Origin of the sequence: Rheinheimera sp. 4Y26 (genome assembly GCF_025245835.1) — a bacterium.
Classification (GTDB): Bacteria; Pseudomonadota; Gammaproteobacteria; order Enterobacterales; family Alteromonadaceae; genus Pararheinheimera.
The window spans coordinates 50103-74356 of record NZ_JAOBWS010000012.1; the positions used below are offsets into that span (position 1 = coordinate 50103).

The following is a 24254-nucleotide window of genomic DNA, read 5'->3' on the forward strand; positions in this document are numbered from 1 at the left end:
CAACAGCCGGCTAAATCATAACGCAGTTTTGTCCATTTAACATCTAAGTATATGAAATACTTCAAATCTTGAACTGCACCAGCGCCAGTGTTTTTACACTTTAAACTGCCCAACAGTTGTGCCAAGTTCATTGGCAAGACCCAATAAACTGCGGGTACTTTGTGCCACCTCACTGATAGCGCTGCTGTTCTCTTCGGCTGCTGCACTCAAGCAACTGATCCCACGCGCCAGAGTGGTACTGACACTACTTTGCTCCTCTGCTGCAGTGGCAGTTTGTGCCATCAGCTGTTTAAGCTGTAATAACCGTTGTTCGATATCATCGACCTGCTGCTGCATCTCACCGGCCTGAGTTTTGGTGTGCTCTGCGATTTGCACACAGTCCACACTGTTTTGACTCAGATCCTTCGAAAGCTGCAACACACCGCCTATCACAGCACTGATATCTTTGGTGGCTAGCTGCACTTTGGCCGCAAGCTGGCGCACTTCATCCGCCACCACCGCAAAACCGCGGCCTTGTTCGCCCGCCCTGGCTGCTTCGATGGCGGCATTGAGTGCCAGCAAATTGGTTTGTTCGGCAATAGCGGTGATGACCCCAACCACAGCGGCAATCTGCTGACTGTCTTTATCCAGCTTTAATACACCATCACGGATCTGCGAAAAAGCCGACATGGTCTGATCCAGACTGCTACCAACCTGATAAATAGTGGCCGTCAGCTGCGCACCGGACTGCTGGCAGGCATTCACTTCGTCCGATGCTTTTACGGTATTGCTGCCAATTTCAGCCGCGGCATAACTCATTTCTTCAATAGCTGTGGCCAGCATTTCGGTTTCGCGCGCTTGCAGCTGCAGGCTTCCATCGGCCTGCGTCATGGCCGCTGAATTTTGTGCTGCAGCCATCTCCAGCGCCCGGCCCACCCCAACCAGCTGAGCAATCAGTGCTCGTAGTTGTTGCTGCATTCTGGATAACCAACCCATCAGACTGGACTGAGTGGCACTGCCAAGCGCCATAGTGAGATCGCCCCTGGCAATAACGCTGGTCATCAATACCATGTCAGCCGGCTCGCCACCCAAAGGTGCCAACACAAAACGGCTAACGACTGCAGCGGCCAACAGCGCCAGCACCACAGCAGCCAGCACTATCGCAAACCCAATCCACAACATACGCTGTGCCGGTGCAGCCACTTCGGCTACATCAATTTCCGCCAGCAACGCCCATTGCACGCCAAATAAATTCACAGCTGAATAAGCTGATACCACCGGATTGTTATTGTAATCATCGATATACAACAGACCGGTTTCACCATTTAGCGCGGCTTTACTCGCTGCGGTCTGCACGCCATTTGTAGTTACAGAGCCGGCAAAAGACGCCAGTACAGTCCGGTTGACCGGATCAAGAAAAGAATCTGAGCGCATCCGCTCATCGGGCCCGACCAGATAAGTTTCACCACTTTGCCCCATACCTTCACGCACCTGCATCACAGCGTTAATACGATCGATGGACAACTGCACCGCCACCACCCAGTTATTGCCTTCCTGCACAAAAGGCATCGCCATAAAAGCAGCTGCTGCGCCGTTTGAGGGGGCATAAGGAGCAAAGTCCTGCATCCTGAGCTGTGGCGGCGAATTTTTTATGCTGCGATAAAGCTGGGCCAGTCCCGAATCTTTGTAAGGTCCATGCAATAAGTTGGTCTGATAGTCGCTTTCACGCGCCACGCTGTAAACAATGGTGCCCTGGGGGTCAATCAGGAAAATATCGTAAAAACCAAGCTCAGCAGCCATTTGGCTTAGCACCGGATCAAGCGCCTCTGGGTTTTGGCCAGCACTGTGTTCAGCAATAGCCCGCACTGCACTGAGCCCTTTGGCAAAATCCTGAAATAACCTTTGCACTTGCTGTTTTTTTATTTCACGAACGGCCATCAGTTTCTCTTCGGCCTGATGAAACAGCTCCGCCCTGGCCAGCAGGGTCACAATCAGGGTGGCCAATAACAGCGGGAACAAAGCGGTCGCTAAACTGATCAGTTTAATTTTTTGGGTAAAACGCATGACAAACTCCTTATGTCAGCTGATAGAACCAGGTTTTGATGTCTCCAGACCGGAGACATGGTGTGTGCAGCTAAAGATATATCACCGGCAATCCTTTGCAACAAAAGTGAACATCTTTTTGTTTTACTGTGAATTTTCGCCAGTTTTTAAACAAACATTTATCACCTTATTGCCACTGCAGCCATAAAAAAGCCCGCATAAAGCGGGCTTGATTCAGGCAACAAGGCTTATTTTTTGGTTGTATGTTGTTTCATCCAGGCAAAAACTTCGTTGTACCAGCGTTCGGCGTTGGCCGGTTTTAAGATCCAGTGGTTTTCGTCCGGGAAAATCACCAGTTTAGAGTCGATACCTTTACGCTGCAGTGTGGTAAAGGCCGCTAAGCCCTGAGCATAAGGCACCCGGTAATCTTTTAAGCCGTGGATCACCAGCATCGGCGTTTTCCAGTTATCCACTAAAGCCGCCGGGTTAAACTTATGGTAATCACCGTCTTTATTCCAGACAGGGCCTCCCATGTCATATTCAGGGAACCACAGCTCCTCTGTGCTGCCGTAGAAACTTGGCATATCAAATAAACCAGCGTGGTTCACCAGGCATTTAAAGCCTGTTGGCCAGTTGCCGGCAATCCAATTCATCATATAACCACCATAAGAAGCGCCCAGCGCACAGGCATTGCTGCCATCCAGCCAGCTTTCTTTTTCGGTGATATAGGCCATGCCTTTTTTCAGATCTTCCAGTGGTTTACCACCCCAATCACGACTGATGGAGTCAGTAAAGGCCTGACCATAACCGGTAGAGCCATGGAAATCGATCATCACCACACCATAACCCTGAGCTGCCCACAGCTGGGCATTCCAGCGGTAGTTAAACATATTGCCAAAGCTGCTTTGCGGGCCCCCGTGCACAATAAAAGCTATAGGGTATTTTTTGCCTTCCTGATAGTTCCAGGGTTTCATCCAGTAACCGTGTACCGTCTCTTCATTGGCGCCAGGGAAGCTAAATTGGGCAAATTCAGCAAACTGAATGTCTTTTAAGTTTTCAGCGTTGATGCGGGTTAAAGCTTGCGCCTGACCCGAATCACCTTTGACCTGATAAATATCCATCGGTGAATTCAGGCTGTGATTGACAAAAATCACTTTGCCAGCGGCAACATTCAGACTGCCGGCACTGCCGTCACCATAGACTTTGGACACATCACCAAAGGCGCTGTTTATGGCAAAAATACTCTTTTGACCAACATCCTGCGCTGTGACATATAAAGTACGGTTATCGGGGCCAAAGGTATATTCGTCCACTGATCTGTCCCAATCCTGCGCCAGCTCTTTACGTTCACCTGTGACCAAATCCAGCAACATCAGACCAAAACGGTCTGCTTCAAAACCTGGTTTTTTCATCGCCGTATAGGCCATATAACGGCCATCTTTGGAAAACGACGGTTTGGCATCCCAGGCCGGATTGTCTTTGGTCAGGTTAATTTTTTCACCGCCGGCAAGGGCCACCTGAAAAATATCAAAGTTGGTATGCCAGGCCTGATCTTTGGCCGGAATTTTGGCACTGAATACCAGGTTGTTACCGTCCGGCGTAAAAGCAGCCTCAGCAGTGCCAGCCACATCAGTATTCCACTCTGGCATTAAATCGCGGGCGTCTGTTACTTTTTTATCTGTTAAATCAGCGACAAAAAAGTGTTGTTTAAATTCGTCTTCAAAAGTATCCCAATGCCGCACCATCAGCTGGTCATACACCATGGCACTGTCTTTTTTCTCGGCTTTGAGTTTTTGTGCTGTAACAGTACAGGCAATATCACCACAACCAGGTTTGACATCTAAGGTCAGCACCAGTTTTTTGTTGTCGGAAGACACCAGATAACCTTGAACATCGAGCGGTAAATCAGTGACTTGCTGCGCCTCACCGCCACCCAGTGGCAATCGCCACAACTGAGTAGAACCGCTGCGATCCGTTAAAAAATACAGGCTTGCATCATCACTGCTGAACTTGACTGAATGTTCTTTACTGTCACTTTCGGTCAGGCGTTTGACTTTATTGCCGTCGGATAAATCCATCAGATATAGATCAGCCGCGGTATCAGCTGGTGACAAACCGCCATTTTTCTGGCCATACACCAGATAACGGCCGTCGGAGGACAGCACCACATCATAAAGTTTATTTAGTTTATTTAAGTGTTCGATGGTTAAAGGCGATTTGGCCTGGGCTGCGCCGCTTAACAAAGCTGCGACTAAAATTCCCCATGCTTTCATATGATTATGTCTCCCTGAAACAACGCGCCGGCCCTGATAACGCAGGAGCAGGCGCGCTGAATATCGTTATGCCCCATCAGGCGACGCGCATTGTCACCGCGGGTACTTGTTATGGAACGCGGATTTTTATCTTCAGGCTTTAGCGTCCAGCTCGCCGATCTTCACTTTCCAGATCGCAGGTCCTTGTTTATGCACGTTATTGCCCTGACTGTCAACGGCCACTGTCACCGGCATGTCCACCACATCAAACTCATAAATGGCTTCCATGCCTAAATCGGCAAAAGCCACCACACGGGCTTGTTTAATGGCTTTGGACACCAGGTAAGCTGCGCCACCCACCGCCATCAGATACACAGCTTTGTGCTGGCGAATGCTCTCGACAGTTTCATCACCGCGTTCTGATTTACCAATCATGCCAAGCAGACCGGTCTGGCTTAACATCATCTCAGTAAATTTGTCCATACGGGTGGCTGTGGTAGGACCGGCTGGTCCCACGACTTCGTCACCTACGGCATCAACAGGGCCAACGTAATAGATGAACTTGTTTTTAAAATCAACACCTTCCGGTAAGCCTTGACCTGCTGCCAGCATATCGGCAATACGTTTGTGCGCAGCGTCACGGCCGGTCAGCATTTTGCCCGACAGCAGCACAGTTTCACCGGCTTTCCAGTCCAGCACATCAGCTGGCGTGACCGTATTTAAATCCACACGGCGCACATTGGCACCCAGCTCCCAGGTCACTTCTGGCCAGTCTTCCAGTTTTGGTACCGGTAAATGCGCCGGGCCTGAGCCATCTAAATGAAAATGCACATGGCGGGTAGCGGCGCAGTTCGGGATCATCACCACAGGTTTTGAAGCGGCATGGGTTGGCGCTGATTTAATTTTTACGTCAACAACGGTAGTTAAACCACCTAAACCCTGAGCGCCGATGCCAAGTTTATTTACTTTTTCATACAGCTCTAAGCGCAGTTTTTCTTCACCTGTTTCAGCGCCTTTTTCAATCAGTTCCTGAATATCAACAGGTTCCATCAGCGCTTCTTTGGCAAGCACAGCTGCTTTTTCGGCAGTGCCGCCAATACCTATGCCCAGCATGCCTGGTGGACACCAGCCCGCACCCATTTTTGGTAAGGTTTCCAGCACCCACTCCACCACAGAGTCAGACGGGTTAAGCATCACCATTTTGGTTTTGTTTTCACTGCCACCGCCTTTGGCGGCAATAGCGACTTCCACATGATGACCAGCCACCATATTGATATGCACCACGGCTGGAGTGTTGTCTTTGGTGTTTTTACGCGAACCGGCAGGATCAGCAACTATAGATGCGCGCAGCGGGTTGATGGGGTTCATATAAGCACGACGGGTGCCTTCATCCACCATTTGCTGAATGGTCATATCGGTTTTGTCCCACTTGACGTCCATACCGATATTGACAAAACAGGTGACAATACCAGTGTCCTGGCAAATAGGTCTGTGGCCTTCAGCCGACATACGGGAGTTGATCAGAATCTGGGCAATGGCATCTTTGGCAGCCTGGTTTTGTTCTTTGTGATAGGCCTTTTCCAAAGCCTGGACAAAATCCAGCGGATGATAAAAAGAGATGTATTGCAGCGCATCTTCGATGCTGTCGATAAAATCTTGTTGGCGGATCACGGTCATGCTATGCCCTCGAGTGTCGGTTCGTGCTGTAGTGCAAAAAACACCACAACTACAGCTGTTGCAGCTGGTGCCGGTTGCTTGCTCAACCGACCCTTTGCTGTTCTTTTTAAGCAGGGCTGGTATCATAACGCGCATCAAAAGCAGCGGCTAGTCACACTCAGCTCAAAGTAGGCGCAAAGTCAGATCAAAATGGCTTAAAACCCTGACCTTGGGCAAAACAACGACAAAAGTCTGTTAAAAGCGCCCACTTTTCCGCTGCACAGCTTTGAATTATTGAGAACCCTGTAGATGTCTGTGTTGTTATTACCCGATGCGCCTGATTCACTGATTGAGCTGTTTGCTCCGCTTTCTGCCTTGCCTTTTGCCATGCTGCTCGACTCCGCCGCTAAAAACCATATCAACAGCAGATACGACATTCTGGTGGCACAACCTTTGGTGACGTTAGAAGCCAAAGGCCGCCTTTGTACTGTCACAACGCCGGATGGCTGTCACCAGCAGGACGCCGACCCTTTTGAACTGGTAAAAACCCTGCAACAGCAGTATCTGGGGGATTGCCAGAATACCCAGCACACACTGCCTTTTACCGGTGGCGCCCTGGGTTATATCGGTTATGACGCTGGCCGGGTGATAGAACAACTGCCCGCTCAAGCCAAAGACGATATTGCATTACCGGACCTGGTGATGGGTTTATACCCCTGGGCACTTGTGTTGGATAAACAGCTGCAACAACTTTGGTACGTCGATTGTCGCGGTGATGCCGCTGAGCGCTGGCCTGTGCAACAAGCCTGGCTGCAAGCGCAACAGCAAATGTATCTGCAGCAACAACACCCAAACTTTTTATTAAGTTCGGCCTGGCAAGCCAATATGGATAAAACTCAATACCAACAAAAATTTGAACAAATTCAGGCTTATCTGAAAAGTGGTGATTGTTATCAAATTAATCTGGCCCAGCGTTTTAGCGCCCGTTATCAGGGCGATGAATGGCAGGCTTATCTGAAACTCAGAGCCAGCAATGCCGCGCCTTTTTCCGCTTTTATCCGCTTAACTCAGGGCGCTGTGTTGTCTATTTCGCCGGAACGTTTTATTGCGCTCAATAATGGCCAGGTAGAGACAAAACCCATTAAAGGCACCAAACCCCGTTTTGCCGATACGACGCTGGATGCACAAAGCGCCAGCGCCCTGCAGCAATCGGCTAAAGATCGCGCTGAAAACGTGATGATTGTGGATTTACTCAGAAATGACCTTGGCAAAGTATGTAAACCCGGCTCAGTCAAAGTACCATCGCTGTTTGCCATTGAATCTTTTCCGGCGGTGCATCATCTGGTCAGCACTGTCACAGGCGAATTAAACACCAATCTTGGTGGTGTCGATTTATTAAAAGCTGCTTTTCCGGGCGGCTCTATTACCGGCGCTCCAAAAATCCGCGCTATGGAAATTATTGAAGAGCTGGAACCGTGCCGGCGCTCAGTGTATTGCGGCAGCATTGTCTATTTCAGCCAGCATGGCCGGATGGACAGCAATATTGCCATCCGCACCCTGCTTTGTGTTGACGGCCAAATTCATTGCTGGGCCGGCGGTGGTATTGTTGCCGACTCGACTTTTGCAAGTGAATATCAGGAAACCTTTGATAAAGTAGCCAGAATTTTGCCGGTATTAACCGCGCTCTGAGGTGATATGTATTTTGCCGACTTTTATCCCAGGTTTTTACTGACGAGACAACAGCACAGCCAGGGCAGCACCAATGCAACAGGCCCGGCCAATGCTGCTGTAATGTTGTTATTGTGGCCGGAGAGTGATGGCCTGAAATTATTATTAACCCGCCGCGCCCAACATTTGCGCCATCACCCGGGCCAAATCAGTTTGCCTGGTGGCAAAATTGAACCTGAAGAATCCGCCGCTGCGGCCGCACTTCGTGAAACTGAAGAAGAAGTTGGACTTAGTGCCAGCCATATTCAGCTGCTGGGCTCTTTGCCGCTCATCAACACCAGCACAGGTTTTGTGGTATCGCCCTGGCTCGGTTTTATCGAGCAAAAACCGCAGTGGTGTATCAACACAAATGAAGTCGACAGTCTGATTGAACTGCCGCTGTCGCTGGCGTTATCGGCACAGCATCGCACCAGTCTCTGGTTTGAGCGCAAAGCGCAAAAACAGCTGCTGCATTTTATTCCCTACCAGGGCTCGCTGATTTGGGGCGCAACAGCAGCCATTTTGCAGCAACTGGCTGAGCAAACCACCTGGTAACGCGACTTTGTAAAGAATGCTTTGCGTGCGTTTTTATCTTCGGTAAATCCATTACAATAATCAATGTTATTTTCAGCCTTATCTCTTAGCCTTTTTGTTTATTTCCCACACAGCATTTTTTCTCATACATCCAAAGCTGCTGCAGCGAACGCGATTTTATACTGCAATCCACCAGTTCCATACATTAGAAAAACTAAGGCAAAACAGAAGCAGCACTGACCAGTTACCAGCTCACTTACAGAATCAGATAGCTTGGGCTACAATGGCGCCACAACATTAGTCACAGTAGTAGTATTTTCATGATTATCAGCGCATTTGACATGTTCAGCATCGGCATTGGCCCGTCCAGCTCTCATACCGTTGGGCCTATGCGCGCCGCCAAAATATTTACCGACAATCTGATTAACGCCAATCTGATTGATAAAGTAACCAGCGTTAAAGTGGAGCTGTTTGGCTCTTTAGGTCAAACCGGCATTGGCCACGGTACCGGCAAAGCGGTGATTTTAGGCCTGGCCGGCTTTTTACCTGAGAACTGCGATCCGGATCTCATCCCAGGTTTATTAAAACAAGTGGATGAGTCCCAACAAATTTTGTTAAACGGCGTGCATGCGGTCAGCTTCCCGCGTGAAGGCGCTATTGTGTTTCATCGCCGTAAAACTTTAAAAGAGCACAGCAACGGCATGGAACTGATTGCTTATGCCGGTAAAGATGTGCTGTTCAGCGAAATTTATTTTTCGATTGGCGGCGGTTTTATTGTTAAAGCCGAAGACTTTGACAATGAAAAAAAAGCCGCCAGCCAGTTTGCTGCAGACAATCCGCCACCGTTTCCGTTTAACAGCGGCGCCGAGCTGTTAAAACTGTGCAAAGAGCACGGGTTATCTATCGCAGCTCTGATGATGGAAAACGAAAAAGTACTGCGCTCTGAAACACAAATTCAGCAAGAGCTTGGCCAGATTTGGCAAACCATGTACAACTGCGTTCAACGTGGCATGAAAACCGAAGGTATTTTGCCAGGTGGCCTGAAAGTCAAACGCCGTGCCCCTGCCTTGCACCGCCGTTTAATGGCTGAAAAAAGTTCTGACCCATTACAGGCCATGGATTGGGTGAACTTATTTGCGCTTGCTGTGAACGAAGAAAACGCCGCCGGTGGCCGTGTTGTGACAGCCCCAACCAATGGTGCGGCCGGTATTATTCCTGCCGTACTGATGTATTACGACAAGTTTATTCAACCGGTGACCCCGGACATTTACACCCGCTATTTGTTAACTGCTGCGGCTATTGGCATTTTATATAAAAAGAATGCGTCTATCTCTGGTGCTGAAGTGGGTTGTCAGGGTGAAGTGGGCGTGGCTTGTTCTATGGCGGCCGGTGCTTTAACTGAAATTCTGGGTGGTTCTGTAGATAACGTGGAAAACGCCGCGGAAATTGGCATGGAACACAACCTGGGCCTGACCTGCGACCCGGTCGGCGGTTTAGTTCAGGTGCCTTGTATTGAACGTAACGCCATGGGTGCGGTAAAAGCCATTAATGCCTCGCGCCTGGCACTGCGCGGCACGGGTGAGCACAAAGTATCACTGGATAAAGTAATTAAAACCATGTGGGACACAGGCCGTGATATGCAAAGTAAATACAAGGAAACATCCCGTGGTGGCCTGGCAGTGAACATTATCGAATGTTAATACACTAAGCCTTTACTTTGAAAAAACCGCCGCCAGGCGGTTTTTTTATTGCCAATTTAAAACCACCGCCATTGCTGTTGGTTTTTACTGCATCAGCACGCCAGGAGGCTGTCAGCCTGACAACCCCGCATCTAAATCATGGTTCATCACACCATGTTGATACTGCTGTGTGATTTCAGCGTCATACACAACAAAAACACGCTGTTTTACCACTGAAGTTTCAGCATACGTTTGCATAGCATTGCTGAATTATTTGTATTTTTTTTGGTCACATTTTTGTGCTAGCTTTTAAAAGTTCCGGCACAAGCCGCGAACTATGGGCCTTAGACGTCTCACCAAAAGGAGCAGGAAATGTCGATCAGTAAACAATATCTGAAAACCAAACCAGCATGTAAAGTGACTTTCGTCGTGCCCAAAGAGCAGGCTGCCACTGCAGCTTCGGTGTCCATTCTGGGTGAATTTAATAACTGGCAGGCTACGGCGATGAAAAAGCAAAAAAACGGCGATTTCAGCACCACTTTAACCCTGCCCACGGCGCAGGAATTCCAGTTTCGTTATCTGATTGACAGCGACAACTGGTGTAATGACAGCGAAGCCGATGCTTTTGTGCCTTCGCCTGTTTCTTATGATCAGAACTCTGTCCTGCGTCTGTGACGCAGGACTATTCCACCCAAGCTTCTTAGCTGAATTTTTCCAGCATTAAACAACCTACTGAATAACCGGCACCAAAAGAACAAAGCACGGCTTTATCACCGACCTGCAAACCTTGTTTATTCTGATGAAAAGCAATAACAGAACCCGCTGAGGCTGTGTTGGCATAGGTATCAAGCACCAGCGGCGCTTCACCTTGCTCGGGCTCACGGCCGAGAATTTTACGGGCAGCAAAAATATTCATATTAATATTGGCCTGATGTAACCATAACCTTTTTAAATCTTCAGGCTGCACATGCTGCGCCGCCATCTCGGTTAAAATAATGTCCGCCACTATTGGCAACAACTCTTTAAATACCTTGCGGCCTTGCTGTTTAAAAAACGGCGTTTCCGGGTCAACGTCCGGATGGCAGTGATCGGTGTAACTGACATCACAACGGATATTATTGGAAAACTCGGTTTTGAGTCGCATGCCGAAGATTTTCCAGGCATTTTTAGCAGTACAGGTATCAGTGGCTTCGATAATAGTGGCGGTACAGACATCACCAAAAATAAAATGACTGTCGCGACTGGTGTAATTAACCTGAGGTGAGGCGAATTCCGGATTGACCACCAGCACTACTTTGGCAGTACCACCCCGAATCGCATTGACGGCGTTGCTGATGCCAAAAGTTGCCGAAGAGCAAGCCACATTCATATCAAAGGCATAACCGCTGGCGCCGAGCTGTTGCTGTAATTCGATAGCCAACGCCGGATAAGCACGCTGAATATTTGAAGCGGCGCAAATAATTAAATCGATATCGGCCGCGGTTTTACCAGCCTGTGCCATAGCTTCACGAGCAGCAACAATGGCCATTTCCACCATTTCCGGCACCTGGTCTTCACCACGTTTAGGGAAGACTGGCTGCATCACATAAGGGTCGAGAATACCTTCTTTATAAAGCACATGGCGTGATTTAATGCCGGAGGCTTTTTCAATAAATTCACAACTGGAATATTCCAGCGCCTCAACTTCACCATTAGCTATCGCCTGTGCATTTTCGGCATTAAATAAATCAACATACTGATTAAAACTGGCCACTAACTCTTCGTTACTGATGGTTAACTCTGGGGTAAAAACCCCTGAACCACTGATCACCACATCTTTCATCATTTACTCCGGGGCGCTATCTTGTCTGGGCGCGGCTCTTGATATGGCCGCTGTTTTAGATGTCGTACCAGTATAACCGATCCCGCTGGACGCGGGCTGTCAATTTTTCCGGGGTTTGATTTGAAGCCTTGATTTGCGCAAAGGCGAACTGCACTCACCCGCCCCTTAATGATGCAATGGACGTTTCGGCTGATTAAGCCGGATCACCACAGTAGACGCAACTTTGTCCTGAATGGCCTGACGGTTTGGATCCCAGAACACCTGCAAAAAACCCATTAAACCTGTGGCAAAACCGGCACCATAACCACCTTGGCGGCTAAAAGCGGCAAAAACATCAAGTTCCTTACCATCAAGCTGAATCACTTTGATTTTACATAACATTTTGCCAATAGTCTGACCATGGGCCCAGTGAATATAAGCGGTAAAATAAAACACCGCCCAACCCAAACCCAGGCCAAAATCCGCCAGAATGCCCTTGACCCAGCCAATAATACTTTGGGTGCCTTCGGAAGGCTGATACCAGGGCTTTTCCACAGAGTCTGTGCTCAGCACTTTTGCATCTGATGCAGGAACAGCCTTAGCTTCCACAGCCGGAACCTGGGCAACCGGCTGATAAGATTTGAGCTCCCGTTCAAGCAAAGCTCTTTTTGCTTTGCCACTTAACTCAGTCACTTCCAACAAATCAGCTAATAGCTCGCGTGCATCAGCTGCAGGCACTCCTGCTTTGGCCAATTGCTCACTGCTGCTTTTGAGTTCAGCCACAATACAATCAGTTTTACAGTCGTCGCGGTTTAACTTAAGCAATGAAAAGGCCAGAGCGGCAGAGCCGGCAGCATCCAGCCTGTCATCAACCAGATTATTAGTCCGAACATCTTTTTGCTCGCTGATAAGCTCAGGTGCCACAGTGGCAGTAGTCGACAAAAACAAGGTTGCCAGCAGCAACAGCACCAGATGGGTATATTTTTTCAGCTGGTAACGTAACCAGCATAAATACAGCATCACGGGCAAAATAAACAACAAACTGGCACTGGCAAGGCCCGCAATAATAATACCGTCTATGGCCATAGCTGCGGCGCGGCGCCAGGGGCTTGCCAATGGGGTGCCAAGTAAATCATCGGCCACCATAAAGGCATAAGGCGTCACAATTTCCCGGCATTCTTTTTTGGTCAGCGGTTGGTGACCTTGCTCACCCGACGGTAAATTCTGTGGTATAACTTCCATGATTCAACCTTATAATTTTTATTATTTTCAGAAACTTATCATAACGTTTTCAGTTATCTTTCACCACTGTGCGGCAATTAAACTGTCCTGCACTGGCTGTTATTTTTGCAGCAAAGTGCGAATGGCCTGGGTTAACCCATCCTGCGACAGTGCATACATCCGCTGTTGCATCAGCTGCTTGATCACAGCAATAGAATCGTAACTTCGCCACCATTCCTCCGGCTGCGGGTTCAGCCAGACATAATGGCCAAAATGCCGGGTGAGCCGCGAAAGCCAGACAGCGCCGGCTTCGGCGTTAAAGTGTTCCACACTGCCGCCCGGATAGGTAATTTCATAAGGCCCCATAGTGGCATCACCAACAAAAATCAGTTTGTAATCTGAATGGTAGGTGCGGATAAGCTCCTGGACTGACACCAGATCCTGGGGTCGCCTTTTATTGCTGCGCCAGACATGCTCGTACACACAATTGTGAAAATAAAAAAATTCCAGCTGCTTAAATTCGCTGTGTGCGGCACTAAATAACTGTTGCACCTGTTCAACATGGTCGTCCATCGAGCCACCGACATCAAACAGCATCAGCACTTTCACCGCATTATGCCGTTCCCGCTGAAACTGTAAATCCAGATAACCGGCTTGTTTGGAGGTGGCGCTGATGGTGCCGGATAAGTCCAGCTCGAGCGTTGCACCGGTGCGGGCAAAACGGCGCAGTTGACGCAAAGCCAGCTTAATATTGCGGTTATTTAATTCGGCTTTACTGTCCAAATCGGCAAACTGGCGTTCATCCCATACTTTGACAGCACGGCGCTGACCAGAGCCTTGTTGCCCAACTCTGATCCCCTCCGGATGATAACCAAAAGCGCCAAAAGGCGAGCTGCCCCCCGTGCCGATCCATTTATTGCCCCCCTGATGTCGCTCCTGCTGCTCTTTAAGCCGCTCGCGGAATTTATTTAATAGCTGTTCCAGCCCGCCGGCTTTTTGCAAGGCGGCTTTATCCTGTTCCGACAACTGCCGGATCAGATTGGGCACCAGCCATTCGGGTGGAATTAAACTGGCTAAATCAAGACTCTCCACACCTTCAAAATATTCAGCACAGGCGCGGTCGAACTTATCAAAATGCACTTCATCTTTGACCAGGCATAACCGCGCTAACAGATAAAACTCTGCCATATCGGCAAACACCAGCTGTTTTTCCAGCGCTTTAAGTAAATCCAGCCATTCGGTGATACTTACAGGCACACCGTATTTTCGCACCGTCAGGAAAAAATCAATCAGCATGGCTTAACGCCGGGCTCTTTTGGCCATAAACAGCAGTTTTTCGACCAGAGCGACATCCTGTTCATTTTTTAACAAAGCACCATAAAGCGGCATTAAACCGCCTTTTTCTTTACTCTGCGCCAAAGCCTGTGGCGGAATTTGTTCAGCCAGCAATAGCTTCAGCCAGTCAATCAGCTCAGAGGTCGAGGGTTTTTTCTTTAATTGCGTCATGTCGCGCAGGCCAAAAAACAGCTCCAGCGCTTCTGTTAATAAAGTTTTGGTCAGCCCTGGCAAATGAACCTCCACTATTGCACTTAAAGTGTCGGCATCCGGAAAACGGATATAGTGGAAAAAACAACGGCGTAAAAAAGCATCGGGTAGCTCTTTTTCATTATTGGACGTGATGATCACGATAGGCCGTACTTTGGCTTTAATACTTTCGCCGGTTTCGTAGACATCAAAGGCCATCTGATCCAGTTCATGCAACAAGTCGTTTGGAAACTCAATATCGGCTTTATCAATTTCATCAATAAGCAGCACAGGCCGCTTTTCTGCAGTAAACGCCTGCCACAGCTTACCGGGTTTAATGTAGTTCTGAATATCATGCACCCTGCTATCGCCAAGCTGGCTGTCACGCAGGCGCGATACTGCATCATATTCATACAGCCCTTGCTGCGCTTTGGTGGTGGACTTGATATGCCACTGAATCAGTTGTGTACCCAGGCTCGCCGCCAGCTGCTCGGCCAGCTTTGTTTTCCCTGTGCCGGGCTCACCTTTGATTAATAAAGGTTTTTCTAAGGAAATTGCCGCATTAACCGCCAATGCCAGTTCCGGACTGACGATATAATCTTTGGTACTTTGAAATGCCATGCCTTGCCCTGCTTATAACTAAAAATTTTATAACTTATGCCAAAACGCTACTTTCGTTTTTAACGAGAGGCGTTATGCTAAATCGCATCTTAATGTGCTGGAGCTTAGCATGGCAAAAATTTATCAGGACAATTCACTGTCAATCGGCAATACACCTTTGGTTAAACTCTCCCGCGTCACTTCTGGCAATGTGTTTGCCAAAATTGAAGCGCGTAACCCGAGTTTTAGCGTCAAGTGCCGCTTAGGTGCAGCGCTGATTTGGGACGCTGAGAAAAAAGGTTTGTTGGGCCCTGGCAAAGAGCTGATTGAGCCTACGTCAGGGAACACAGGTATTGCGCTGGCTTTTGTTGCCGCAAGCCGCGGTTACCCGCTGACGCTGACCATGCCGGCCACCATGTCTTTGGAGCGGCGTAAACTGTTAAAAGCGCTGGGCGCCAATCTGGTGCTGACTGAAGGGCCAAAAGGCATGAAAGGTGCCATTGAAAAAGCCAAAGAAATTCAGGCATCTAACCCGGAGAAATATCTGTTATTACAACAGTTTGAAAACCCGGCTAACCCACAAATTCACTTTGATACCACAGGCCCTGAGATTTGGAACGACACTGACGGCCAAATTGATATTTTTGTCGCTGGTGTCGGCACAGGCGGAACCATTACCGGGGTCAGCCGTTATATCAAAAATGAAAAGAAACACCCGCTCATCAGCGTGGCGGTAGAACCTGCTGACTCACCTGTCATCAGCCAGGCGCTGGCCGGTGAAGAGTTAAAACCAGGCCCGCATAAAATTCAGGGTATTGGTGCCGGTTTTATTCCGGGCAACCTGGATTTAAGCCTGATTGACCGGGTAGAAAAAGTCACTAACGACGAAGCCATTGCCATGGCACACCGCCTGATGCGCGAAGAAGGCATTCTGGCCGGTATCTCATCGGGTGCTGCTGTGGTTGCTGCCAAACGTCTGGCTGAACTGCCTGAATACGAAGGCAAAAACATTGTGGTGATTTTACCTTCTGCAGCAGAACGTTATTTATCCAGCCCGCTCTTTGCTGACGTATTTACCGAGCAGGAATTACAGGCTTGATTTGTTGCAGGTTTTTACTTTGCTAAAGGCCACTTTGTGGCCTTTTTCTTTACAGCGCCTGGGAAAAGCAGCACACTAAAAGCTGTGTTCGTTCAAACGGCAAGGTTAAGATATGCGTTTTCACTCCCTGTTATTGATTCCGGCATTGTTATGCAGCGCAGCGTTTTTGGCGGGCTGTTCAGACGATCCGGACACCAAAGAGCCCACCTCCTCCGCCGCAACTATCGCTGAGGTTCCTGAATCCAATGCCGTAAAGTTTTTTAATGCCATTCTGATTGAAAATGATTTAACTAAAGCCAAAAAACTGGCGGTGCCGTCACTGGCGCGGGTGCTGGACAGTTACTCCACCGGCAAAGCCGCCGGCCGCACTTTATTTAATATGCGCTTTGATAAACTGGAAATTACCGTTGAAGACACCAATAAAAACGTGCGGGAATTTTATACCGATAAAGCCGAAGTGATGCTGATTTTTACCGGTGAATATGATGGCGGCAAAAGAGTGGATATGCGCATGGTGAAACTGGTCAATCAAAAAGGCAAATGGCTGATTTCTGAAATAAAAACCGACCCATTTGCCCGCACCGGCGTTTAACTTAACCCTTATTACGCGCAAAAAACTGGCTGAGCGCTTGCTGACAGGCATCTGTGTGCAGCAAGTGCTCAAACACCGCCAATTCCTGATGTAACACCTGCTGCACCAGCTGTTGTTGTGGCGCCCGCAACAGCTTTTTCGACTGCATCACAGCCTCTGAGGGCAAAGCCGCCAGTTTTTGTGCTTTTTGTTCTGCAAAAGCAAAAAGCTCGTCAACCGAAACCACGTCGTTGACCAGGCCCATGCGATGGGCCTCGTTGCTATCAAAAGCTTCACCCAGTAATAAATACTGCGCCGCCTTCTGATAACCAACCAGTTTTGGCAACAATAAACTCGAAGCAGCTTCCGGGCATAACCCAAGCGCAGTAAAAGGCAACTGGAAACGACAGCCTGGTGCGGCATAGACCAAATCACAGTGCAGTAATGCCGTAGTGCCGATGCCAATGGCAAGGCCGGCCACAGCTGCAACCACTGGTTTTTGAAAATGGCTCAGTGCATGTAAAAACATCACAGTCGGATGTTCAGCGTCAAGGGCACCTGCGGCAACAAAATCGGCCAGATCATTGCCTGAACAAAAACAGTCCGGCTGGCCTCTGAGCACCAGCACACGAACATCTGGGTTCTGCTCTGCCTGTTGTAAAGCAGCTGTCAGCGCCTGATACATCAGACTTGATAAGGCGTTTTTTTTCTCTGGTCGCTGTAACGTCAGCGTCAGCACTCCATGCTGGGTGCTCTGCAAAATTGTCATGGTTCAATCCTGTTATTTGGCAATAGCATGGCCTTCACGACGCGGATCGGCGCCGCCCTGCCAGCCATCTGCTGATTTTTTAATTAAATGCAAACCGCTATTCAGTTCCACCAGTTTTGGCTGGTAGCCTAATTCGCGAAGCTGCGGCAGCAAATTCTCAAGTTCGGTGCCCTGCTCCAGCGCCAGAAAATCATTACGGTGGGTTACTTTGGCCAAATCGGCTGCCTGCTGTGGGTCCAGCTGCCAGTCAATCATTGCCACTAAAGCCTGGGCCACATAATCAATAATACGGCTACCGCCCGGTGAACCCGCCAGCATCAGCAGTTCCCCCTTTGTGTTAAACACCATCATAGGTGCCATTGAAGAGCGCGGCCTTTTACCAGCTTCCACCCGGTTTGCCACCCAAACGCCATCTTTACGGGCATCAAGCGAAAAATCTGTTAGTTGGTTATTCAACAGGTAACCATTGACCAGAATGCCGGAACCAAAGGCATTTTCAATACTGGTGGTCATACTTACCGCATTGCCGTCTTTATCCACCACAGATAAATGGCTGGTGTTGTCAAATTCCACCGCTTTACTGCTTTGTAACTGCTCTGCACCTTTGGGCTCACCTGCTTCAACCACAGCGGCATCGCGTTTGACATTAATTTGTGCGGCGCGCTTGCGTAAATAATCGGCAGCCAATAATCCTTGTACCGGAACTTTGCTAAAAGCCGGATCGGCCAGAAAACGCTCGCGGTCAGCAAAAGCCAGCCGGCTGGCCTGAGCAAATAAATGCAGCGCCTGTACTGAGTTAGGCTTTAGTGCCGCCATATCAAATTGCTCCAGCATGCCGAGAATTTGCAACACAGCCAGGCTGCCCGAGCTTGGTGGTGCCATACCACAGACTTTGTACTGCCGGTAACTGCGGCACAATGGATCGCGCATAAGGGCTTGATAACCGCTTAAATCATCGGGACTCAGCTTGCCGGGATTCACCGGTGCTGTGTTCACTGCAGCCACCAGCGCTTTGGCGTTATCACCCTGGTAAAACGCGGTATCGCCTTCTTTGGCAATTTTGCGCAAAATATCGGCATAAGGCTGGTTTTTCAGCAGATGCCCGGCCTGCAGCGCTTTGCCATCCGGATAAAAATAAGCTTTGCTGGCGGAAAAATGGGATAAACCGCCGTCCTGATAAATATCCAGCAACATCGCAAGGCGTGGCGACACCACAAAACCCTGTTCCGCCGTTTGAATGGCTGGCTCAAATAAAGTAGCCCAGGGTAGTTTGCCCCATTGTTGATGGGCCTGATAAAGCGCACGGATCACCCCCGGGCTGCCTACTGACTTACCGCCGACATAAGCGCGGCGCCAGTCCATCACTTTATTGTGTTCCACAAACCAGTCCGGATGTGCGGCCTTTGGCGCAGTTTCCCTGCCATCTATGCTTTGCAGCTTTCCTGTTTTACTGCCGAAATGCAGCATAAACAAACCACCACCTATGCCGGAACTTTGTGGTTCAACCAATCCCAGCATCAACTGCATGGCAATAGCAGCATCTGTGGCAGAGCCACCGGCGTCCAGCATTTTTGCTCCGGCCGCAGAGGCCAGCGGATTCGCCGATACGACCATCGCCGATTTACCATCAACCCGATGCTTTTTGGCCACGCCGGTCGCAGCCTCCGGATCAACATCGGCTGCTGTGGCAAAAGCTTGCCAGCTCAGACAATACAAACTCAGGATCACAGGCACAAAACGCAGGCTTGGCTTAAACTTCATGGTGTTTCCAAAATAACTTCGAATCGCGGCAACCTTAACTTATCTGCCGCAAACAGATCAATGCCGGCTAAAAATAAGATAAGATAGCGCCCTTGTTGAAACACTTTGTTGTTATTCCTTTTTCATTGAATTATCACCTGAGATCCAAATTTGATGTTTTTGAGTTTTTTACGTAGCCATTTAATGGCAGTTCTGTTGTTTTTTACACTGATCCTGTTACATCTGTTGCAGGAACAGCTACAGCCGCTGTTCGAGTTTAACCGCACCGCTATTTATGAAGGACAATGGTGGCGTCTGGTGACAGCCCACCTGTTTCATACCAACAACTGGCATCTGCTGATGAATCTGGGTGGTTTTGTGCTAATCATGTTGTTACATGGTGTTTATTACAGTAACCGCCGTTTTGTGTTGAATCTGTTTCTTGGCAACTTATTGATTGGGTTAGCTTTATTGTGCTGGAGCCCGGATATCAGTTTTTATGTGGGCTTATCCGGCTGGTTACATGCATTGCTGGTGTGCGGCTGCTGTATTGATATAGAACGTCAGTGGAGCAGCGGTTGGCTTATTCTGCTGGCGGTATTTGGCAAAGTGATCTGGGAACAATGGCAAGGCGCCAGCACCGAAGTGGTTACGCTGATCGGCGCTGACGTGGCAACAGATGCGCACTTATTTGGCGCTATAGTTGGTTTATTATTGTATGTCAGTATGTTATTTCGCCGCACTGTAGCGCTGACCTCAACAACAATGACCACAGCTTCCAACAAACATAGCGCTGAATAAAGGCGATTGATTAAAACTCCGGGGCAGCGCTAAATTGCATGCGCTCGCCCGTCACCGGATGGATAAACTCAATAAAGGCCGCATGTAAACACAATCTCTCTGCTTTTGCGGCCACCTCTTTCGGGGCATAAAGACTGTCACCCAAAATGGCATGGCCAATGGCCGATAAATGTAACCTCAGCTGATGCGAACGTCCTGTCACCGGACTTAACAACAACCTGCTCTGTTGCAGGCTTTGATCAAAACTCAAAGTGCGGTAATGGGTTAACGACGCTTTGCCACTTTGCTGGCAAATTTTATATAAAGGCCGGCGTTCGGGATCCGCAGCAATAGCCAAATTGATGCTGCCTTGCGACGGGTTTACAATGCCACTCACCAGCGCCTGATAATCTTTGTGCACAGTACGCGCCTGAAACTGCTTGCTGATATGTGACAGCGCCGCTTTTGTCAGCGGTAAAATCACTAAACCAGAAGTATCATAGTCCAGGCGGTGCACCACCTGCGCCTGCGGAAATTCCCGTTGCACCCGGCTTATCAGACAATCAGCATTGTCCGGATGCCGGCCAGGCACTGTTAACAACATCGCCGGTTTATTCACCACCAATAGTTGTTCGTCCTGATACAACAATTGCCAGGGCTGTTCGGTCGCTTTGAGAATAGCAAGTTCAGAGATATCATCAGCCATAACAATTACACCGGCAGTAAAAAGCAGGCGCGCATTATGCCAGAGCCACAGGCGAACGCCTAGCTTACGTTCAGGCTAAACCCGTGCAGCTTCATACCCGGTTCCAGCCAGCGGCAACAACGAAGAAAACGACATCCGGCATGAATACACAAAGCACAGCATTTATTTATCAGCCGCCGCCAGGCGCGCCCCAAGTTATCTATCAGGACAAAGACCTGTTGGTGGTCAATAAACCCAGCGGTCTTTTGACCAACCCGGGCAAAGGCGCACATTTAGCGGACTGTTTATTAAGCCGGATACAGGCGCTTTACCCTACGGCTTTATTAGTACACCGGCTGGATATGGCCACCTCAGGCCTGGTGGTTTTTGCACTTCGCAAAAAAGCAGAAGTGGAGCTAAAACAACAATTTGCCAACCGTACTGTGAAAAAAGCCTATGTAGCCAGAGTGTACGGCACGCCAGGGCAAACCAGTGGCCTGATTGATCTTCCACTGATTGCCGATTTAACTGCGCCCCCCCGCAATAAAGTGTGTTTTGACAGCGGAAAAGCAGCGACCACCTATTATCAGCTGCTGCTTGAACCAATAGAAAACGGCAAAGCAACAACAGAACACAATGCACTACTGGCACTTTTTCCAGTGACAGGCCGCGCCCATCAATTGAGGGTACATTTAGAGCAGCTTGGGCACCCTATTCTGGGGGATGCGTTATACGCCCCCACAAAAGCACAGGCAGCTGCCAGCCGCTTATTGTTGCATGCCATGGAACTTGAAATTAACCAGCCTTATTCAGGCGCCCGGTTAACCTTTAGCTGCCAGCCGGATGCAGCTGCTTTTGGGCTGTTGGCTGATATTCAGCTGCCGCCACGCCCGGATCTGTAAAGCAGCCGCTGTTGCCAGTGCCTGATGTCATCAATAAAAAAAGCGCAGTCGTTACTGCGCTTTTTTCATCTGTTGTCAGAACAACCGTTCGCTCAACAACTCATAGCTCACGTTCAAACAGTTTATAAATACGGCGATATTCGTCCAGCCAGCTGCTTGGCTGACGGAAACCATGCGGCTCTACCGGGAAAATTGCCGTTTCGAAGGTCTGTTTTTCCTGCTCAATTAACCTTTGCACTGTGCGCACTACATCCTGGAAAAACACATTGTCGTCGACCATAGGGGCGTTGATGAGCAGCTGGTTTTTCAGGCCCTGGGTAAAATAAATCGGCGAGCTGCGCTCGTAGGCAATAGGGTCAACATCCGGCGTATTCAGAATATTGGACGTATAAGGATGATTGTAATAAGCCCAGTCGGCGACAGGACGCAGCGCTGAACCTGCTTTAAACAGATCAGGCTCCTTAAACATCGCCATAAAGGTCATAAAACCACCGTAAGAGCCACCGTAAGTGCCAATACGTTTTTCATCCACATTAAAATTGGCCACCAGATATTTCACACCATCGACTAAATCCTGAGTTTCAGGCGTGCCCATCTGACGGTAAATGGCGGTGCGCCAGTCACGGCCATAACCTTTTGATGCCCGGTAATCCATATCCAGCACCACATAACCCTGCTCAATCAGAATGTTATGAAAGAAAAACTCACGGAAATAGTTCGACCAGCCCAAATCGCTGTTTTGCAGATAACCGGCACCGTGGTTAAAAATGACCGCACGGCGTTTTTCACCTTGCTGATAATCTTTCGGTAAATACAGCTTGGCAAACACAGGTTGTTCACCATGGCTGGATGGCACTGCCACTACTTGTGGCGCCTGTAATGTCATCTGGCTAAATTGGGGTGATACGGTAAAGGTCAGACGTTTTAAGGTGCTGCCGGCTTTATTGTCCATCACATACAGCTCTTCCGGCAGTACTGAGGTGGAATAACGCACTAAAATTTTTTGCTCGTCCGGTGATAACTCAAAGCTCAGGTTGCCCTGCAGCTGGGTCAGCTGGCTTTGCTGCGCATTTTTCAGATCAAATTTATAGACGTTATAAATGCCCGGATGATTCACGTTGGCGCGAAAATAAATAGCATCACCGGCTTTATTCAGCACCGGCTGACTGACTTCAAAAGTACCGGCAGTCAGTTTTTTTGCTTTGCCATTGAGGGCCTTGGTATACAGATGTGAATAACCACTTTCTTCCGACAGGAAATACAACCCCTGATCGGCCGGCAACCAGCCGAAGTTATTAAAGTCGTAGTTGATCCAGGCATCATCATGCAACCTGTGCTGATTCACCAGCTTTTTCTCTTTAAAATCAACTGTTGCCAGCCAGCGGTCTTTGTTATCCCAGGCTTTAAGCATCACAGCAACCTGACGGCCATCGGCGTGCCAGCGAATGGCAGATTGATCCCAGCTCCAGTCGTTTAACAGCGTAATGGCGCGTGGTGCTTTTTTCGACTGATAAGTTTTGCCTTCACGTTTGGCGTTTTCTGCTTTCACGCTGGCCAGCACATCTTCATCAAAACCAGGCAGACTGTCGTAACTGAGTTCAGTTTGGCTGGCACTGGTTAAATCCAGCAACACCAGCTTTTGTGGTTCTGGTTTTTGGTCATGTACTCTTGCACGTACCGGTTGCGCAGCTATATTGCCATCGGCGGTAATGTAGTTCGGCATAATGTCGCTGCTGTTGCGTTTTGAGGCTGCTTCCAGCGCCAGCAGAATTTTATCGCCTTTGGGCGACATAATTGCAGAGGCAATCTGCTGATCTTTACCCAGATAAAAAGGTGCAGGTGCCAGCACATCACTTTGCGCCTGCAGCTGCTGCTGATACTGGTGCGCGTCTTTGGCGTTTTTATGCTCAAGTGCAATAAAAGCAATCAACTTGTGCTGCTCACGAGCCAGGTAACTGTCGGCAATGGCCGGTGCTTTTGGCGCATCTTCGGTTGTGAGGCTGGCCAGTTGCTGAAGCTCACCGGTTTGCAAATTCACGGCGAGGAAATTCCAGCCCTGACGCCAGCTCAAACGACCATCGGTTAAAAATTGCAGATCCTGCTGTTTTTCACTGTTACGGGTCAGCTGCGTCACTTTGCCTGATGTTAATGCCTTCACAAACACCTGATCTTCAAAAGTCCAGGCAACAAACTGACCATCGGCAGAAAAACGCTGATCGGCAGCGCCGATATTGTCTAAATCTTTCAGCGACACAGCTGCGCCATTGTCACTATCATCCAGCGCACTGGCATACATATCACGCAGCTCTGAACCTGCCTGTTTACGCTCAAAATACACAGTTTTGCTGTCAGCAGACCAATAAGCGGCTTCAGGCTGACGGCCAATCCAGTCCGGATGTGCCATGGCCTGCTCCATCGTCATCAGTGTGGTGCCCTGCTGTGATGGCAGCTGCACAGTTTTTGTCTGATAAGTCTGAGGTTCTGCGGCAAACAAAGTGCCGCTGCTGAAAGTTAATAAAGAGCTGAGCGCAAGAGTCAGCGCAGTTTTGGCAAATGGCTTCATGGATATAAATGCTGCTTTTTGATGATTGTAGGGAGCTTCACTTATACAAAGGAAGTTTGCTGAATTCAACCTTCTGCGGCTAAGCGAACAGAGGACAGGACGGTTAACCGCAAAAAGCGTATGCGCGCAAAACATGCCACCAGCGCAGC

20 protein-coding genes are annotated in these 24254 nt (G+C 49.0%); 8 read left to right on the forward strand and 12 right to left on the reverse strand.

All coding sequences use genetic code 11. The features are described from left to right. Nucleotides 1–93: 93 nt before the first annotated feature. From N3Z11_RS14520 to N3Z11_RS14530, 3 genes are all read right to left on the reverse strand, one after another. On the reverse strand, nt 94–2043 hold the full coding sequence (locus N3Z11_RS14520) for a methyl-accepting chemotaxis protein (RefSeq protein ID WP_260657918.1): 1950 nt from the start codon (nt 2041–2043) through the stop codon (nt 94–96). A 227-nt stretch (nt 2044–2270) separates the two neighbouring features. After that, nucleotides 2271–4295, reverse strand: coding sequence for an alpha/beta hydrolase family protein (locus tag N3Z11_RS14525; protein ID WP_260657919.1), 2025 nt, complete (start codon nt 4293–4295; stop codon nt 2271–2273). A 132-nt stretch (nt 4296–4427) separates the two neighbouring features. After that, entirely contained in the window at nt 4428–5951 is a 1524-nt protein-coding gene (locus N3Z11_RS14530) for a fumarate hydratase (RefSeq protein ID WP_260657920.1), read from the reverse strand. A gap of 288 nt (nt 5952–6239) precedes the next feature. Here N3Z11_RS14530 and pabB point away from each other — a divergent pair, with 288 nt between their 5' ends. The 3 genes from pabB to N3Z11_RS14545 all read left to right on the forward strand — a co-directional run bounded on the left by pabB (nt 6240) and on the right by N3Z11_RS14545 (nt 9871). Then, nucleotides 6240–7619: an aminodeoxychorismate synthase component I gene (pabB, locus tag N3Z11_RS14535; RefSeq protein WP_260657921.1), complete on the forward strand. Its 1380-nt coding sequence runs from the start codon at nt 6240–6242 to the stop codon at nt 7617–7619. A 6-nt stretch (nt 7620–7625) separates the two neighbouring features. Next, complete coding sequence (locus tag N3Z11_RS14540) at nt 7626–8192, forward strand: CoA pyrophosphatase (RefSeq protein WP_260657922.1); 567 nt, start codon at nt 7626–7628, stop codon at nt 8190–8192. Nucleotides 8193–8491: 299 nt separating this feature from the next. Beyond that, nucleotides 8492–9871: an L-serine ammonia-lyase gene (locus N3Z11_RS14545; RefSeq protein ID WP_313771362.1), complete on the forward strand. Its 1380-nt coding sequence runs from the start codon at nt 8492–8494 to the stop codon at nt 9869–9871. A 111-nt stretch (nt 9872–9982) separates the two neighbouring features. Here the strand turns inward: N3Z11_RS14545 and N3Z11_RS14550 are convergent, their stop codons facing one another. Next, on the reverse strand, nt 9983–10108 hold the full coding sequence (locus tag N3Z11_RS14550) for a hypothetical protein (protein ID WP_260657923.1): 126 nt from the start codon (nt 10106–10108) through the stop codon (nt 9983–9985). A gap of 114 nt (nt 10109–10222) precedes the next feature. Between N3Z11_RS14550 and N3Z11_RS14555 the strand changes: the two genes are divergently transcribed. After that, entirely contained in the window at nt 10223–10525 is a 303-nt protein-coding gene (locus N3Z11_RS14555) for an isoamylase early set domain-containing protein (protein ID WP_260657924.1), read from the forward strand. Nucleotides 10526–10550: 25 nt separating this feature from the next. On the opposite strand, the gene N3Z11_RS14560 is transcribed toward N3Z11_RS14555, so the two are convergent. From N3Z11_RS14560 to N3Z11_RS14575, 4 genes are all read right to left on the reverse strand, one after another. Beyond that, nucleotides 10551–11672 carry a beta-ketoacyl-ACP synthase III gene (locus N3Z11_RS14560; protein WP_260657925.1) on the reverse strand — a complete coding sequence of 374 codons (1122 nt, stop codon included), beginning with the start codon at nt 11670–11672 and terminating at the stop codon, nt 10551–10553. A 165-nt stretch (nt 11673–11837) separates the two neighbouring features. Next, nucleotides 11838–12893: an RDD family protein gene (locus N3Z11_RS14565; RefSeq protein ID WP_260657926.1), complete on the reverse strand. Its 1056-nt coding sequence runs from the start codon at nt 12891–12893 to the stop codon at nt 11838–11840. Between the two features lie 99 nt (nt 12894–12992). Continuing rightward, nucleotides 12993–14168: a vWA domain-containing protein gene (locus N3Z11_RS14570; protein ID WP_260657927.1), complete on the reverse strand. Its 1176-nt coding sequence runs from the start codon at nt 14166–14168 to the stop codon at nt 12993–12995. Between the two features lie 3 nt (nt 14169–14171). Next, the gene (locus N3Z11_RS14575) at nt 14172–15017 is read right to left on the reverse strand and encodes an AAA family ATPase (protein WP_260657928.1); all 846 of its coding nucleotides are present in this window, start codon (nt 15015–15017) and stop codon (nt 14172–14174) included. Between the two features lie 109 nt (nt 15018–15126). On the opposite strand from N3Z11_RS14575, the gene cysK reads away from it, so the two are divergent. Together cysK and N3Z11_RS14585 are read left to right on the forward strand one after the other, a co-directional pair. Next, complete coding sequence (gene cysK, locus N3Z11_RS14580) at nt 15127–16095, forward strand: cysteine synthase A (RefSeq protein WP_260657929.1); 969 nt, start codon at nt 15127–15129, stop codon at nt 16093–16095. 112 nt (nt 16096–16207) lie between these two features. Continuing rightward, nucleotides 16208–16687, forward strand: coding sequence for a hypothetical protein (locus N3Z11_RS14585; protein ID WP_260657930.1), 480 nt, complete (start codon nt 16208–16210; stop codon nt 16685–16687). A gap of 1 nt (nt 16688) precedes the next feature. Here N3Z11_RS14585 and N3Z11_RS14590 read toward each other — a convergent pair whose 3' ends face one another. Continuing rightward, nucleotides 16689–17435 carry an enoyl-CoA hydratase gene (locus N3Z11_RS14590; protein ID WP_260657931.1) on the reverse strand — a complete coding sequence of 249 codons (747 nt, stop codon included), beginning with the start codon at nt 17433–17435 and terminating at the stop codon, nt 16689–16691. 12 nt (nt 17436–17447) lie between these two features. Continuing rightward, complete coding sequence (ggt, locus tag N3Z11_RS14595; protein ID WP_260657932.1) at nt 17448–19196, reverse strand: gamma-glutamyltransferase; 1749 nt, start codon at nt 19194–19196, stop codon at nt 17448–17450. Between the two features lie 153 nt (nt 19197–19349). Here ggt and rrtA point away from each other — a divergent pair, with 153 nt between their 5' ends. Next, on the forward strand, nt 19350–19976 hold the full coding sequence (rrtA, locus tag N3Z11_RS14600; RefSeq protein WP_260657933.1) for a rhombosortase: 627 nt from the start codon (nt 19350–19352) through the stop codon (nt 19974–19976). Between the two features lie 10 nt (nt 19977–19986). Here the strand turns inward: rrtA and N3Z11_RS14605 are convergent, their stop codons facing one another. Then, nucleotides 19987–20661, reverse strand: a complete 675-nt coding sequence (locus tag N3Z11_RS14605) for an RluA family pseudouridine synthase (protein WP_260657934.1) — start codon at nt 20659–20661, stop codon at nt 19987–19989. An 83-nt stretch (nt 20662–20744) separates the two neighbouring features. On the opposite strand from N3Z11_RS14605, the gene N3Z11_RS14610 reads away from it, so the two are divergent. Further along, the gene (locus N3Z11_RS14610) at nt 20745–21542 is read left to right on the forward strand and encodes a pseudouridine synthase (RefSeq protein ID WP_260657935.1); all 798 of its coding nucleotides are present in this window, start codon (nt 20745–20747) and stop codon (nt 21540–21542) included. Between the two features lie 100 nt (nt 21543–21642). Here the strand turns inward: N3Z11_RS14610 and N3Z11_RS14615 are convergent, their stop codons facing one another. Beyond that, entirely contained in the window at nt 21643–24105 is a 2463-nt protein-coding gene (locus tag N3Z11_RS14615; RefSeq protein ID WP_260657936.1) for a prolyl oligopeptidase family serine peptidase, read from the reverse strand. Nucleotides 24106–24254: the final 149 nt, after the last annotated feature.

Bases quoted from the DNA above. Each gene is read 5' to 3' on its own strand.
- N3Z11_RS14530 (WP_260657920.1), bottom strand. From the start codon at position 5,951: ATGACCGTGATCCGCCAACAAGATTTTATCGACAGCATCGAAGATGCG.
- cysK (WP_260657929.1), top strand. From the start codon at position 15,127: ATGGCAAAAATTTATCAGGACAATTCACTGTCAATCGGCAATACACCT.
- N3Z11_RS14550 (WP_260657923.1), bottom strand. From the start codon at position 10,108: ATGCAAACGTATGCTGAAACTTCAGTGGTAAAACAGCGTGTTTTTGTT.
- rrtA (WP_260657933.1), top strand. From the start codon at position 19,350: ATGTTTTTGAGTTTTTTACGTAGCCATTTAATGGCAGTTCTGTTGTTT.
- N3Z11_RS14555 (WP_260657924.1), top strand. From the start codon at position 10,223: ATGTCGATCAGTAAACAATATCTGAAAACCAAACCAGCATGTAAAGTG.
- N3Z11_RS14570 (WP_260657927.1), bottom strand. From the start codon at position 14,168: ATGCTGATTGATTTTTTCCTGACGGTGCGAAAATACGGTGTGCCTGTA.
- N3Z11_RS14585 (WP_260657930.1), top strand. From the start codon at position 16,208: ATGCGTTTTCACTCCCTGTTATTGATTCCGGCATTGTTATGCAGCGCA.
- N3Z11_RS14560 (WP_260657925.1), bottom strand. From the start codon at position 11,672: ATGAAAGATGTGGTGATCAGTGGTTCAGGGGTTTTTACCCCAGAGTTA.
- pabB (WP_260657921.1), top strand. From the start codon at position 6,240: ATGTCTGTGTTGTTATTACCCGATGCGCCTGATTCACTGATTGAGCTG.
- N3Z11_RS14590 (WP_260657931.1), bottom strand. From the start codon at position 17,435: ATGACAATTTTGCAGAGCACCCAGCATGGAGTGCTGACGCTGACGTTA.
- N3Z11_RS14565 (WP_260657926.1), bottom strand. From the start codon at position 12,893: ATGGAAGTTATACCACAGAATTTACCGTCGGGTGAGCAAGGTCACCAA.
- N3Z11_RS14540 (WP_260657922.1), top strand. From the start codon at position 7,626: ATGTATTTTGCCGACTTTTATCCCAGGTTTTTACTGACGAGACAACAG.
- N3Z11_RS14615 (WP_260657936.1), bottom strand. From the start codon at position 24,105: ATGAAGCCATTTGCCAAAACTGCGCTGACTCTTGCGCTCAGCTCTTTA.
- N3Z11_RS14605 (WP_260657934.1), bottom strand. From the start codon at position 20,661: ATGGCTGATGATATCTCTGAACTTGCTATTCTCAAAGCGACCGAACAG.
- N3Z11_RS14520 (WP_260657918.1), bottom strand. From the start codon at position 2,043: ATGCGTTTTACCCAAAAAATTAAACTGATCAGTTTAGCGACCGCTTTG.
- N3Z11_RS14575 (WP_260657928.1), bottom strand. From the start codon at position 15,017: ATGGCATTTCAAAGTACCAAAGATTATATCGTCAGTCCGGAACTGGCA.
- N3Z11_RS14525 (WP_260657919.1), bottom strand. From the start codon at position 4,295: ATGAAAGCATGGGGAATTTTAGTCGCAGCTTTGTTAAGCGGCGCAGCC.
- ggt (WP_260657932.1), bottom strand. From the start codon at position 19,196: ATGAAGTTTAAGCCAAGCCTGCGTTTTGTGCCTGTGATCCTGAGTTTG.
- N3Z11_RS14545 (WP_313771362.1), top strand. From the start codon at position 8,492: ATGATTATCAGCGCATTTGACATGTTCAGCATCGGCATTGGCCCGTCC.